This is a genomic window from Streptomyces sp. NPDC002276, from assembly GCF_053891435.1.
In genome coordinates this window covers 218131-230942 of record NZ_JBSFCQ010000006.1, presented here as the reverse complement: position 1 = coordinate 230942, position 12812 = coordinate 218131, and the positions used below count along the sequence as shown (strand labels likewise).

Sequence of the window (12812 nt, the reverse complement as noted above, 5' to 3'; positions counted from 1 at the left end):
TCAGCGTCGCTGGTCCGTGCCCGCCACCTTGGCGGTCGCCAGGGCCACCCGGTTCCAGGTGTTGATGGTCAGGATCAGGGACAGGACGTGGGCCAGTTCCTGCTCGTCGAAGTGGGCGGCGGCCTGCGCGTAGACGTCGTCCGGGACGCCGCCGTCGGCCACCAGGGTCACCGACTCGGTGAGGGCGAGGGCCGCCTGCTCGCGCTCGGTGAAGAAGTGCCGGGCCTCGCGCCAGACGGCGACCATGTGCAGCCGGTCCTCGCTCTCGCCGGCCTTGCGGGCGTCGTTCGTGTGCATGTGGAGGCAGTACGCGCAGTGGTTGAGGTGCGAGGCGCGGATCTGGATCAGTTCGACCAGGGCCGGGTCGAGACCCTCGCGGGCGGCGGCGTCGAAGCCGATGAGGGCACGGAAGACCTTCGGGGCGGTGCGGGCGAGGTCGATGCGGGTCGCCGTGGCGCTGACAGGAGCGTTCGTGTTCGTCGTCATGTGACAAATCTACGAGCTGGAAAGACCCACTGTAGGGTGCATTTCCATGGCGGAATCGTGGGTCAATTCGGCGGAGCGGATCGGGGCCGATCTGCATCTGGAGCTGTCGGGCGGCGGTGGCCGGCGGGCCGCGCTCATCGACGCGCTGCGGGAGGCCGTGCGCGGTGGGCGGCTCGCCCCGGGTACCCGGTTGCCGCCGTACCGCTCGCTCGCCGCGGACCTCGGGGTCGCCCGCAACACGGTCGCGGACGCGTACGCGGAACTCGTCGCGGAGGGCTGGTTGACCGCGCGCCAGGGCTCGGGCACCCGGGTCGCCGACCGAACCCGCCCCCTACGGGCGCAGCCGACGCGACACGCCAGGAACGGCCCGGTTACGGCACCTCCACGCGCGCGTGCTCCCCGGCACGACCTGCGGCAGGGCACGCCCGACGCGTCGGCGTTCCCGCGCGCGGCCTGGCTCGCGTCGTACCGGCGGGCGCTCCAGCAGGCGCCCGACGAGGTGTTCGGGCCCGGTGACCCGGCCGGGCGGGTCGAGTTGCGGGAGGCGCTCACCGAATACCTGGCACGCGCGCGTGGCGTACGCACCGCGCCCGACCGGATCGTGATCTGCTCCGGCTTCGCGCACGGCCTGCGGCTGCTGTTCGGCCAGGGCGGCGGCGGGTTGCTGCGCGGACCGCTGGCCGTGGAGGCGTACGGACTCGGCTTCCACCGCGAGCTGCTGCGAACAGCGGGCGTACGGACCGTGCCGCTGCCGGTCGACGAACACGGCGCGCGCGTCGAGGAGTTGGCGAAGGAACGGGCCGTACTGCTCACGCCCGCGCACCAGTTCCCCACCGGCGGTCCGCTGCGCGCCGAGCGCAGGGCCGCCGTGATCGACTGGGCACGCGCGCGGGGCGGGGTGGTCCTGGAGGACGACTACGACGGCGAGTTCCGCTACGACCGCAAGCCCGTAGGCGCCGTCCAGGGCCTCGACCCGGAGCGGGTGATCCTCCTCGGCTCGGTCAGCAAGAGCCTGTCCCCCGCGCTGCGCCTGGGCTGGATGGTGCTGCCGGAGCGGTACGTCGAGGGCGTGCTCGCGGCCAAGGGCGAACGCGAGGCCTGGGCGAGCGTCCTCGACCAGCTGAGCCTCGCCGACCTCATCACGTCGGGGTCCTACGACCGTCATGTGCGGCGGATGCGGCAGCGGTACCGGAGCCGCCGTGACCGCCTGGTCGCGGCGCTCGCCTCGCGGGCCCCGCACATCGAGGTCACCGGGGTCGCCGCGGGCCTGCACGCGGTGCTGCGGCTGCCGCCCGGCACGGAGCGCTCCGCGCTGAAGGCCGCCGTGTGGCAGGGCGTGGCGCTGGACGGGCTGGCCGCGTTCCGGCATCCGGAGGCGGCAACTACGGCGCCGGAGGCGGGAGTTCGGGACGGTCTCGTCGTGGGCTACGCGACGCCCTCGGAGGCCGGGTTCGGTGCCGCGCTGGAGGCGCTGTGCGAGGTGCTCCCGCCCGACGAAGCCGCCCATGGCCTGTGACGCGCCCCGCTCCTGCGGCTAACCGCGCACATGCAGGCCGAACCCCTTGCGGCCGGGCGCCTCCAGGCCCTCCTTCAACCGCAGTGACGGGATCTCGTAGTCACCGAAGTTCTGGCGCCGGAACGGGATCGGCTCGGTCGTCTCCAGCGTCAGCAGCCGCTCCTGCCAGGCCTTCGCGACGTCCTCGAAGTCGCTGCCGGTGAGCTTGTCGGTGCCGTACAGCACGAAGGGCGGCAGCACCTCCACACCCGGGTAGTACAGGATCCCGTGGTGGATGGGGAACAGCAGGTCCTCGATCGGACCGTTGATCCCGCGATCGGTGTAGTGGGACTCCGGGCCCCCGACGGTCACCGACAGGATCGCCCGGCGCCCCCGCAGCGTTCCCTCACCGAAGCGCTCGCCGTACCGCGTCTCGTCGTGCACGCCGACTCCGTAGGCGAAGTGGAAGGAAAACACCCGGTCCACCCAGCCTTTCAGGATCGCCGGCATGGTGTACCACCACATGGGGAACTGGAAGACGACGGTGTCGGCCCACAGGAGCTTCTGCTGCTCGGCCGCCACGTCGGGGGTGAGCGCACCGGCGTCGTACGCCCCGGCCGAACTCGGCACCACCCGCAGCGGGTTCGTGGCGTGCTCGCCGAAGTCCGCCGCGTCCACCACGGCCTTCCAGTTCATCGCGTAGAGGTCGCTCACCCGCACCTCGTGCCCGGCGGCTTCGAGAGTGGACACGGCGAGGTCCTTGAGCGCGCCGTTCAGCGAACGCGGCTCGGGGTGGGCGTGGACGATGAGCGTCTTCATGGCTGTTCCCTTCGACAATGCCTGCGACAAGGCCTTCGGCAAGGTGGGTCGCCACAGATGCTCGGCCGCCGGGGTCGCGTCGCGACAGGGGCGCCTCTTCCGTCGGACGGGACTTCCTGGTATCGGCAGGACCACCTTCAAGTGCCTTGACCGAGGCGATACTCGGGGGCATGGATGGTGGGGGCATGGCTGGTGGGGGCATGGACGATCTCGCGGGCTTTCTGCGGACCCGGCGGGCCCGGGTCGACCCCGCGGCCGTCGGCATCCCCGCCGACAGCCGTCGCCGGGTCGAGGGGCTGCGCCGTGAAGAGGTCGCGCACCTGTCCGGGGTCAGCGTGGACTACTACGTACGCCTGGAGCAGGGCCGCGCGACCCAGCCCTCCGGGCAGATCCTCGACGCGCTCGCCCGCGTGCTCGGCCTGGACGAGACCGAGCGCGGGCACCTCCACCGGCTCGCCCGGCAGCGCCGACGGCGCGCGAGGACACCGGGCGGACGGGTCAGGCCGGAGCTGTTGCGCGTCCTCGACCTGGTCGCCGGCGCACCCGCGCTGATCATGGACCACCGCCTGGACGTGCTCGCCGGGAACCGTCTCGCCGGGCTTCTCTTCGACCGGCCGCCGCCGGGCCTGAACACCGCACGGCACATCTTCCTTGAGGAGGCCGAGCGCGGTCTCTACGCGGAGTGGGAGCAGTGCACCCTCGACGTGGTCGGGCATCTGCGTCTGGCCGCCGGCAAATACCCCGAGGACCCCCGACTGGCTTCGCTCATCGGCGAGTTGGCGATGGGCAGCGAGCGTTTCCGCCGCCTCTGGGCCCGTGCGGACGTGCGCGCCCGCACCCATGGGCGCAAGGTGTACCGGCACCCGCTGGTGGGACTACTGGAACTGCACCAGGAGAACTTCGCGCTGCCGGACGGGTCGGGCATGGAACTGCTGGTGCTGTCCGCGGCTCCCGGCAGCCCCGCCGAGGACGGGCTGCGCCTGCTCGGGAGCCTGGGCGCGGACAGCGATGGGGCGCATCCCATCCCATCGGAATCAACGGATTCGATCAGAACCAATGGTGACTGATAGCAAAATGAGCAGGTTCGTTAAGGAAAAAGCATTCAGCACAGCTGGGTCACAGGCCGGGTCATGAGAGCAGGAAGTCCGCCTCGCCGGCTTTCGCCCCCTCGATGAAGGCCGTCATCTCGTCGGTCGTGTAGATCAGGGCCGGCCCGTCCGGGTCGGTCGACTGACGGACGGCGATCCGGCCGTCGGCGAGCTTCATCGCCTCCAGGCAGTTGCCGCCGTTGCCGCCGCTCCACGGCTTGTGCCAGCCTTCGCTCCCCAAGTCCCGCGCGGGCATACCGTTGTAGACGCTCATACGCGGCTTGATGCGATCCATTCACAGCTCCTTGCGGAGATCCTTGAGGATCTCCTTCGTGCGATGTGCCGTAGCGGCCTGCGCCGCCATGCGGTCCATGACCTCAAGGTGGGTCGCCACCTCTTCGCGCGCGTCCAGATAGACGGCGCCGGTCAGGTACTCGCTGTAGACCATGTCCGGCAGTTCCGGCATGGCAAATCGGAACAGCACGAAGGGCCCGTACGTGCCCGGGTGCGGCCCCGAGGAGAACGGGGCGACCTGAAGGGTCACGTTGGGCAGCTTCGTGGCGTCGAGCAGTTTGTCGATCTGGGCACGCATCACCTCCGGGCCGCCGACCGGGCGGCGCAGGGCGGTCTCGTCCATGACGGCCCAGAAGCGGGGCGCGTCGGTACGGGTCAGCAGGTCCTGGCGCTGCATGCGCAGCGCGACATGGCGCTCGATCTCGTCGGGCTCGGTCTGGCCGATGGCACCCGACAGCAGCACCCCGCGCGCGTACTCCTCGGTCTGTAGCAGCCCGGGCACGAAGTGCGGTTCGTACGACCGGATGAGCGCGGCGGCACCCTCCAGGCTGACGTACATCGAGAACCAGCCGGGCAGGATGTCATGGAAGCGCTGCCACCAGCCGGGCCTGTTGGCCTCCTCGGCCAGCCGGACGAAGGCTTCGGCCTCCTCCTCGGAGACCCCGTAGGACTTCAGGAGGAGCTGGAGGTACGGGATCTTGAGGGAGACCTCGGCCATCTCCATACGGCGGACCGTGGCGGGCGCGACGCGCAGGACCTTGGCGGCCTGCTCGCGCTTGAGCCCGGCACGTTCCCGCAGGTCCAGCAGTCGCCGGCCGAGGACGACCTGGCCGACCGTCGGTGCGGACCGCGGCTCGCTCACGCTCCACCTCCCCCTATGAGTCCCGTTGAGTCCCGTACGGCGAATGAGCCCGGCGGTCGAATCCTGACAGCCCTGCGGCGCCATTCGAAGACTCGTTCGAAGATCGGGAGTGATCTCCGGAGATTCCAACTGGCGCCGCGCGACGTTCTGTTGCGAGCAGTGTGCCACGACCGTGCAGAGCGTCATACGGCACTCTGCATTTTTCATTGTGACACTTGCCAAGTGTTCACGGCGGGGCGATAGTGGCAAGCGTGATTCCGTCCGCGCCCTTAGGAACAGACGCCACCGCAGGCCGCCTCGGCCTCGGTGCCGCCACGGGAGCCGCCCCAGGTGGGGCCGCTGCCGAGCGCCGGTTCCGGTTCGAGCTGGCCGCCCATCCGGGTTCCCCCGCCCAGGCGAGACGCCTGACGCGGGCCCGGCTGTCCGGCTGGTCCGTGTGCGAGGACACCTGCGACACGGCGGTTCTGGTCGTCTCCGAGCTGGTCACCAACGCCATCGTGCACACCGCGAGCAGCCACATAGTCTGCGAGCTGCACGACGGCGACGACCTGGTGCGGATAGCCGTCCGTGACGAGGGCTGCGTTCCTGGCGAGGCGTATCCGTCCCCGCAGCGGCCCGATGAGGAGCACGGGAGGGGATTGCTTCTCATCGACGCGCTGTGCCGGGCCTGGGGCGCACAGGAACACGGCCCCGGCCTGCTCGTCTGGGCCGACCTGCCCCGGCAGGCCGACCCGACCCACGGCCACCACCCGGCCCCCGGCCACGACAGCTCCGTACCGCGCAACGACCTGGGATGGGGCGCACGACCCAAACCGGTGCCGTCGGGCGGTACGGGCGACGAGGACGAGGCGACGGCACACTTCGGGGCCTTCGAGAATCTGGGCGTATATCCGACACGGGGGCATGGGGATGCCTCCCGCGGGCATGGGGGTGCCGGCGAGTTCGGAGGCCTGGATCTCGGCGGCTTCGGGGGCCGGGAACACGAGAACGGGGTGGGTCCCGGCAAGGGGACCGGCTCCGTACACCGGAGCCGGGAGGTCGCCGGACACTTCGGGGAGCCGGGCCTGGAGGAAACAGGATCCTCCAGAGGCCTGGGCCACCTGGACGCCGGCGACCTCCCGGACTCCGCGGACACGGCGGACACCGGGGATTCCGGTGGGCTCGTGAATCCGGGTGCGCCGAGCGGTTCCAGCGGGTTCGGTGACTTCGGGTCGGGGGTCGAATGGGTCTGAGCGGCGTTTCCGGTCCCGGCCAGGTACTCAGTCTCGACACGCTGGTCCGGCTGGGGCGCGCGCTGCACGGACCGGGCACGCCCCGGCGACTGCCCGTCCCCGAGGGCATGACGGCTCCGCTCGGCTGCGACGCGGTGGCGGTACCCGCACGTTTCGGACCGCTGGTCCTGCCCCGCCTGCCGCGCGTCGGCTGTGTCTACGCCGACGCGACGCACTGGTGGTGGATCGTGCCGTCCGACTCCGACTACGCCCTGGACTGGCCGGCACCCGCGCGGTACACCGCCGGGGCGCTGGTGCCGGACGCGCCGCGGGCGCCCGGGCTCATTCATCGGCCGGACGGGAAGCTGCCGTATACGCCGCCGATTCCGTTGTATCTGGCTGTGTGCCGGGTTACGGGGGCTACGCCTTCCTGGTCACGGCCTATCAGCGCGTAGCGCTCTGCGGGGTGGGCTGTTTTTGTCTGCGGGCCGGTGGGGGCTGGTCGCGCCCACGCGGCGGAGCCGCATATCGACACAGCGCCGCGCCCCCCGGCGTACGCCCGCGCGTCTGCGCCCCCTTCCCTCGCGCTCTCCCCCACACCGCCCCACCCCGCGATAGTGGCCGTTCGTCCGCTATCGGGGGAGGTCGACGGTGGGAAGCAAGGGTGACTCGGGACAGGTGGGGCCGTCCGCTTCGGAGCAGCTGCTCTTCGGTGGGCCCTTGCGGTACGACATGGGGTGGAACCAGCACAGGGACGCGTTCCTGGAGCTGAGTTTCCGGGCCATGGTGACGCGGTTGCCGGCGATGCTGGGGTCGAGTTTCCGGCTGGCCCGGCAGGCCGATCGGCGGGCCGCGCGGATCGTGCTGGCCGCCGAGGCGGGCCGGGGTGTCACGCAGGCGGTGAGTCTGCTCGCGGTCAACAGCGTGCTGGGGCGGCTGATCACCGGCGGCACGATCGCCGACCGGCTGCGCGGCGCTGTGCCCGCGCTGGTCACGATGGCCGCCGTACTGCTAGTGGGCGCGCTGCTGCGGGCCGCGTCGACGTATGCGACCGGGCGGCTGGAGCCGAAGGTGGAGCGGGTCGCCACCGAGCTGTATCTGGAGCGGGCGGCGGCCGTGGAGCTGGCCGCGATCGAGGACCACGCGTTCCACAAGCTGCTGGACACCGCGCAGTACGGCGCCTCGTCGGCCCGCCGCATGATCTCGCTGGCGACGCGGGTGATGAACGCGGTGATCTCACTGATCGCGGCGGCCGGTGTGCTGACCGTGCTGCACCCGGCGCTGCTCCCGCTGCTGGTGACGATGACGCTGCCGAGCGCGTGGGGCGCCCTGACGAACGCGCGCCGCCGCTACGAGTCGTTCCACATCTGGGTGCAGCACGCCCGCGCCGGCCATCTCATCAGCGGTCTGCTCACCGAACCGGAGGCGGCGCCGGAGATCCGCGTCCACGGGGTCGGCCCGTTCCTGCTGCGCCATTTCCACGCGATGTCGGAGAGCGCGGAGGCGGAGCAGGCCCGGCTGGCCCGGCTGGCGGCCCGTACCGGGCTGATCGCGGCGACCTGGACTGGCCTGGCGACGGCGGCGACGTACGCGACGCTGGGCGGGCTGCTGCTGTCCGGTGCGATGGCGCTGTCGGTGGCGGGTACGGCGGTGATCGCGATCCGCACCGGTTCCGGGAGCCTCGACACGCTGGTCCTCGCGGTGAACCAGCTGCACGAGGAGGCCCTGTTCGTGGGTGACCTGGAGAAGCTGTACAAGGAGGCGGCGGAGCGGGCGATTCCGGTCGGCGGGGCTGCGCTGCCCGAGGAGCCGCGGGAGATCCGCTTCGAGAACGTCACGTTCAGTTACCCGGGCGAGTCCACGCACCCCGCGCTCGACGATGTCACGCTCAGGCTGCCGCTCGGCCGGATCATCGCGCTGGTCGGCGAGAACGGCTCCGGCAAGACGACCCTGGTCAAGCTGCTGGCCGGGCTGTACCGGCCGGACCGGGGCCGGATCCTGTGGGACGGCGTCGACGCGGCGACGGCCGACCGGCACCAACTGGCCGACCGCATCGCGATGGTGGCGCAGAACTTCAAGCGGTGGCCGTTCACGGCCCGCGTCAACGTGGCCGTCGGGCGGTCGTCCGCTCCGCTGACCGAGGAGCGGCTGGCGGGCGCGCTCGCCGAGGCCGGTGCCGAGGACGTGGTCGCGGATCTGCCGCGCGGCCTGGACACCCTGCTGGCCCGCAACTTCAGCGGCGGGCACGAGTTGTCGGGCGGCCAGTGGCAGCGGCTCGGCATCGCCCGGGCCGCCTACCGCAAGGGCCGCATCCTGATCGTGGACGAGCCGACCGCGGCCCTCGACGCCCGCGCCGAGCTGGAGGTCTTCGAGAAGATCCGCGCGCTGGCCGGGACCGGCCAGACGGTCGTCCTGATCACCCACCGGCTGGCGTCCGTACGCCACGCGGACCTGGTGCACGTCCTCGACCAGGGGCGGCTGGTGGAGTCCGGGACGCCCGACGAACTCCTGCTCAGCGGCGGTGTCTACGCGGAGCTGTACGCGCTCCAGGCGGACCAGTTCACGACGAAGGTGCCCGCCCCGAAGGCGGGCTGACGGGTCAGGCGGCCACGTCCACGGTGTCGGCGCTGCGCACGATCACCAGGAACATGTCGGTCGCGATGTCCATGACGACCTCGGCGGGCAGCCCTTCCACCCGGCGTGCCTGCGCGAACTCCTCCGCCGGCCACGACCCACGCGGCCCGCCGGCGGGAAAACGCTGAAGCACCGTTCGCCCGTTCACCCTGTACCTCCCTGTCGTGCTGAACTCGGAGAGCTTCGTGAAGCCTCGTAGAGTTAAACGCCGACAGTACGGTGAACGGCTCGCGAAGTGACGGTACTGAGACATAGTCGACACCTGGCCACACATCTTGAACACAGGTTCCCGTAACAGGTTTCGTACTTGTCAGTCGTCTCAGTCCTCGTACTCGTCGTGATAGAGAACGCGTGCGCTGCCGGCGGGCGCCCCCAGCACCGACGCGCGCCCCTTCGGCTCCTCCCACGCCTCCTGCCGCCCCAGCGCGGTCAGGTCCAGGAAGGACGTGGTCGAGCCGAGCCCGTCGAGCCCGCGCTCATAGGTGGAGTAGGTGTGGAACACCCGGTCGTGGTCCCGCAGGAAGCAGCTGACCCCGGGCCGCTCGACGGGCTCCCCGTCCCCGACGAGCGTCACGTCGAAGTCCCAGTTGAACTCCCCGCCGAAGGACGAGTACCAGGGCACCGTCCACCCCATCCGCGCCTTGAACGGCAGGATCTTCGTGTACGGCGCCCTCGACACGGCCGCGAACGTCGTACCGCGCGCCCGCAGATGGGCGAGATGTCCGATCTGGTCGAGGAACGCCGAGCAGCTGCGGCAGCCCGCGTCCCACTCGGGCGCGAACATGAAGTGGTAGACGACGAGTTGACCGCGCCCGTCGAAGAGGTCGAGCAGGGTGGCCTTCCCGTCGCCGCCCTCGAAGAGGTACTCCTTCTCGATCTCCACCATGGGCAGCCCGCGCCGCTCGGCGTTGAGCGCGTCCCGCGCGCGCGTGGCTGCCTTCTCCTTGACCAGCAGTTCCTCGCGCGCCGCGCGCCACTGCGCACGCGAGACGATCTCCGGAAGCGACATGGGCCCTCCTGTGACAACGGTCCGTTGAGGGGTGGACCGGAGCGAGGACGGGAACTCATCGCTGCCGCGAGAAACTTCCGGAGATTCGTCGGAAACTTCTTTCGGGGACTTCTAAAGACTCGTCCCGTACGACACCGGGAGCGTGAGCAGCCCCCTCGCGCGCAGCGAGGGCCGCCACCGCACCTCGCCCTCCCCCAACTCCAGCCGGGGGAAGCGCTCCAGGAGGGCGGCGAGGGCGATCTCGGTCTCGGCGCGGGCCAGCGGCGCGCCCAGGCAGTAGTGGATGCCGTGACCGAGCGCGAGATGCCCGGTGGTGTCGCGGCCGAGGTCGAGCCGCTCCGGGTCGGGGAACCGGTCGGGGTCGCGGTTCGCGGCGGACGGGGACACCCAGACCGTCTCACCGGCGGGAATGGTGACCCCGCCGATGGTGACGTCCTCGACGGGGAAACGCCGGATGGCGAGCAGCGCGGGACCTTCGTAGCGCAGGAACTCCTCTACGGCGGCGGGGAGTTGACCGGGATCCTTGCGCAACGCGGCCAGCTGCTCCGGGTGTTGCAGCAGCGCGAGCACCGCGTTGCCGATGAGCTGGACGGTGTTCTCGTACCCGGCGAAGAGGATGAGGAAGGCCAGCGACATCAACTCGTCCTCGCTCAGCCGGTCGCCCTCGTCTCGTACGGCGATCAGGTCGGAGAGCAGGTCGTCGCCGGGCTCTTCCCGTTTGTCGGCGAGGAGTTGGGTGAAGAAGCCGAGCATCGCGACGACCGCGTGCTTGCCCGCCTCGGGCGGTGTGCCGGGGGCGGGCGCGACCAGGGTGTCGGTCCACACCCGGAAGTCCCGCCGGTGCCGGTCGGGCACGCCGAGCAGGTCGCAGATGACGGTGATGGGGAGGGGCGCGGCGTAGGAGGCGATGAGGTCGGCGTCGCCGTTCTCGCCCAGTGCGTCGAGGAGTTGGTCGGCGGTGCGCCGAATCGGCGTACGGAGCTGCTCCGTTCGGCGCACCGCGAGTGAGCCGGAGGGGCGCGCCGATGTCGAGAGTGCGGGCGCGCGGAGGCCCGAAGGGCTGAGCACGGTCGTGCTCTCGACATCGGCTGGAGCGCCCCGGAGGCGAGCCGCGGAAGAAAGAGGGGTGAAAGCACGGCCGACCAGGCGGCGGATGCGGGTGTGGTCCGGCGGGTCCATGTTGAGGAGGTTCGCGTCGAGCGCGGGCGGCAGCGCGAACCCCTTGTAAGTCCCGGCCGTGGCATGCCTCTTGTCGAGCGAGAGCCGCGGATCGGCCAGCGCCGCCCGGACGTCCTCGTACCGGGTGACGAGCCAGGCGGGGGTGCCGTCGGGGCCGGCGATGCGGTGCACGGGGGCGCTGTCGCGCAGGCGCTGGTACACGTCGTACGGGTGGTCGAGAAGGCCGTCCGCGAGATCCATGAACCTAGCGTAGAGGCGCGGCTCAGGTGTCGTATTCCTGAATGCGCCGACCGTGACTCCGGTCGACGAGTGCGGGCAGCCGCTCCCCCAACTCCCCTACGACAGCGGGTATATCGAGGGTGAGCAACTCGCGGTCGCGCATCAGGACGCGGCCGTCGACGATCGTGGTGCGGACGTCGGCGGAACGGGCGCTGTGCACGAGGGTGGCGGCGAGGTCGTGGACGGGCTGGGTGTGCGGCCCGGTGAGGTCGACGAGGATGATGTCGGCCCGCCGTCCCGGCGCGAGGGACCCGATCGAGTCGCCGAGTCCGACCGCCCGGGCACTCTGGAGGGTGGCGTGGTGCAGCGCCTGACGGGACGTCAGCCAGCGTGGGTCGCCCTCGGTCGACTTCTGGACGAGGGACGTGAGGGCCATCGACTCCCACACGTCGAGGGAGTTGTTGGAGGCGGCGCCGTCCGTGGCGAGTCCGACCGGGATGCCGATGGCGCGCAGGGCGCGGATCGGAGTGGTGCTGGGCCAGCCGAACTTGAGGTAGCCGCGGGGTGCGGTGGCGACCGCGACACGGCCGCTCGCGCGCTCCAGGACGGGCAGGTCGCGCTCGATGATGCCGGTGCCGTGGGCGATGAGCAGGTCGGTGGTCAACAGGCCGGTGCGGTCGAGGACTTCGATCGGGGTGAGGCCGTGGCGGGCGAGGCTGGCGTCGGTCTGGTCGCGGTTCTCGGCCGCGTGGAGGTGGACGGGGAGGCCGTGTTCCAGGGCGAGTTGGGCGGTGGCGGCGAGGTCGGCGTCGGTCACCGTGTAGGGGGCGTGCGGGGCGAGGGCGGTGGTGACGCGGCCGTCGGCGGCGCCCCGGTGCCGTAGCGCGAACTCCACTGATTTCTCCCGGCCTTGAGGTCCCTGGGAGGAGAAGTAGGCCTCGCCGAGGTGGGCGCGGATCCCACAATCGGTGACCACGGCGGCCACCGTGTCCATCGAGAAGTAGTGATCGGCGAAGCAGGTGACCCCGGCCCGGATCATCTCGGCGCAGGCGAGCCGCGCCCCCAACTCGACATCTTTTTCAGTGAGGTTGGACTCGACAGGCCAGACCACGTCGTTGAACCACTCCTCGGTGGGCAGGTCCTCGGCGAGCCCGCGCAGTGCGACCATCGGCGCGTGGGTGTGGCAGTTGATCAGCCCCGGCAGGGCGACCTGCCCGCGCGCGTCGAGACGTTCGAGGGCGGCGAGGCCGGCCGCGTCCGCCGCGCTCGTCACCGACGCGACGAGCCCGTCCCGTACGACGATCGCCGCGTCCGACTCGAAGCCGATCCGCTCCTTGTCGTCGTGCACGAGGACGGCGCAGCCGGTGATCAGCAGATCTGCGGGAGAGTGACTCACTCTCCCAACGTACGACGCCGTCCTCGCCCCGTGTGAGCCGAACCGCGCATCCCGGCGTGGCGCTGTCGCGAGCCGCCCCGGACCAGCACGCTTGCCCCATCACCAAGGCTTCTGGAAGGA

Annotated in this window: 12 protein-coding genes and 1 pseudogene; 5 read left to right on the top strand and 8 right to left on the bottom strand. The window is 71.1% G+C overall.

Annotated features, from left to right (window positions below; genetic code table 11):
- On the bottom strand, window positions 1-486 hold the full coding sequence (locus ACWIHT_RS17900; protein ID WP_456169065.1) for a carboxymuconolactone decarboxylase family protein: 486 nt from the start codon (window positions 484-486) through the stop codon (window positions 1-3).
- A 46-nt stretch (window positions 487-532) separates the two neighbouring features.
- Between ACWIHT_RS17900 and pdxR the strand changes: the two genes are divergently transcribed.
- Window positions 533-2002: a MocR-like pyridoxine biosynthesis transcription factor PdxR gene (gene pdxR / locus ACWIHT_RS17895; protein ID WP_456169064.1), complete on the top strand. Its 1470-nt coding sequence runs from the start codon at window positions 533-535 to the stop codon at window positions 2000-2002.
- An 18-nt stretch (window positions 2003-2020) separates the two neighbouring features.
- On the opposite strand, the gene ACWIHT_RS17890 is transcribed toward pdxR, so the two are convergent.
- Complete coding sequence (locus ACWIHT_RS17890) at window positions 2021-2800, bottom strand: NAD(P)H-dependent oxidoreductase (protein ID WP_456169063.1); 780 nt, start codon at window positions 2798-2800, stop codon at window positions 2021-2023.
- 200 nt (window positions 2801-3000) lie between these two features.
- On the opposite strand from ACWIHT_RS17890, the gene ACWIHT_RS17885 reads away from it, so the two are divergent.
- Window positions 3001-3867, top strand: coding sequence for a helix-turn-helix transcriptional regulator (locus tag ACWIHT_RS17885; RefSeq protein WP_456169276.1), 867 nt, complete (start codon window positions 3001-3003; stop codon window positions 3865-3867).
- A gap of 61 nt (window positions 3868-3928) precedes the next feature.
- Here the strand turns inward: ACWIHT_RS17885 and ACWIHT_RS17880 are convergent, their stop codons facing one another.
- Together ACWIHT_RS17880 and ACWIHT_RS17875 are read right to left on the bottom strand one after the other, a co-directional pair.
- Window positions 3929-4183, bottom strand: coding sequence for a DUF397 domain-containing protein (locus ACWIHT_RS17880; RefSeq protein WP_019060458.1), 255 nt, complete (start codon window positions 4181-4183; stop codon window positions 3929-3931).
- Window positions 4184-5044, bottom strand: a complete 861-nt coding sequence (locus tag ACWIHT_RS17875; RefSeq protein WP_456169062.1) for a helix-turn-helix domain-containing protein — start codon at window positions 5042-5044, stop codon at window positions 4184-4186.
- A gap of 365 nt (window positions 5045-5409) precedes the next feature.
- Here ACWIHT_RS17875 and ACWIHT_RS17870 point away from each other — a divergent pair.
- The 3 genes and pseudogenes from ACWIHT_RS17870 to ACWIHT_RS17860 form a co-directional block, all read left to right on the top strand.
- Window positions 5410-5895, top strand: a pseudogene (locus tag ACWIHT_RS17870) (ATP-binding protein); the annotation flags it as partial.
- A gap of 371 nt (window positions 5896-6266) precedes the next feature.
- Window positions 6267-6710: a hypothetical protein gene (locus ACWIHT_RS17865; RefSeq protein WP_456169061.1), complete on the top strand. Its 444-nt coding sequence runs from the start codon at window positions 6267-6269 to the stop codon at window positions 6708-6710.
- Between the two features lie 196 nt (window positions 6711-6906).
- The gene (locus ACWIHT_RS17860) at window positions 6907-8850 is read left to right on the top strand and encodes an ABC transporter ATP-binding protein (protein ID WP_456169060.1); all 1944 of its coding nucleotides are present in this window, start codon (window positions 6907-6909) and stop codon (window positions 8848-8850) included.
- A gap of 4 nt (window positions 8851-8854) precedes the next feature.
- Here ACWIHT_RS17860 and ACWIHT_RS17855 read toward each other — a convergent pair whose 3' ends face one another.
- From ACWIHT_RS17855 to ACWIHT_RS17840, 4 genes are all read right to left on the bottom strand, one after another.
- Window positions 8855-9037, bottom strand: a complete 183-nt coding sequence (locus ACWIHT_RS17855) for a hypothetical protein (protein WP_456169059.1) — start codon at window positions 9035-9037, stop codon at window positions 8855-8857.
- A 171-nt stretch (window positions 9038-9208) separates the two neighbouring features.
- Window positions 9209-9898, bottom strand: coding sequence for a DUF899 domain-containing protein (locus tag ACWIHT_RS17850; protein WP_456169058.1), 690 nt, complete (start codon window positions 9896-9898; stop codon window positions 9209-9211).
- 111 nt (window positions 9899-10009) lie between these two features.
- Window positions 10010-11317, bottom strand: a complete 1308-nt coding sequence (locus tag ACWIHT_RS17845) for a cytochrome P450 family protein (RefSeq protein WP_456169057.1) — start codon at window positions 11315-11317, stop codon at window positions 10010-10012.
- Between the two features lie 22 nt (window positions 11318-11339).
- Entirely contained in the window at window positions 11340-12692 is a 1353-nt protein-coding gene (locus ACWIHT_RS17840; protein ID WP_456169056.1) for an amidohydrolase, read from the bottom strand.
- Window positions 12693-12812: the final 120 nt, after the last annotated feature.

Bases quoted from the DNA above. Each gene is read 5' to 3' on its own strand.
- ACWIHT_RS17900 (WP_456169065.1), bottom strand. From the start codon at position 486: ATGACGACGAACACGAACGCTCCTGTCAGCGCCACGGCGACCCGCATC.
- pdxR (WP_456169064.1), top strand. From the start codon at position 533: ATGGCGGAATCGTGGGTCAATTCGGCGGAGCGGATCGGGGCCGATCTG.
- ACWIHT_RS17890 (WP_456169063.1), bottom strand. From the start codon at position 2,800: ATGAAGACGCTCATCGTCCACGCCCACCCCGAGCCGCGTTCGCTGAAC.
- ACWIHT_RS17885 (WP_456169276.1), top strand. From the start codon at position 3,001: ATGGACGATCTCGCGGGCTTTCTGCGGACCCGGCGGGCCCGGGTCGAC.
- ACWIHT_RS17880 (WP_019060458.1), bottom strand. From the start codon at position 4,183: ATGGATCGCATCAAGCCGCGTATGAGCGTCTACAACGGTATGCCCGCG.
- ACWIHT_RS17865 (WP_456169061.1), top strand. From the start codon at position 6,267: ATGGGTCTGAGCGGCGTTTCCGGTCCCGGCCAGGTACTCAGTCTCGAC.
- ACWIHT_RS17850 (WP_456169058.1), bottom strand. From the start codon at position 9,898: ATGTCGCTTCCGGAGATCGTCTCGCGTGCGCAGTGGCGCGCGGCGCGC.
- ACWIHT_RS17845 (WP_456169057.1), bottom strand. From the start codon at position 11,317: ATGGATCTCGCGGACGGCCTTCTCGACCACCCGTACGACGTGTACCAG.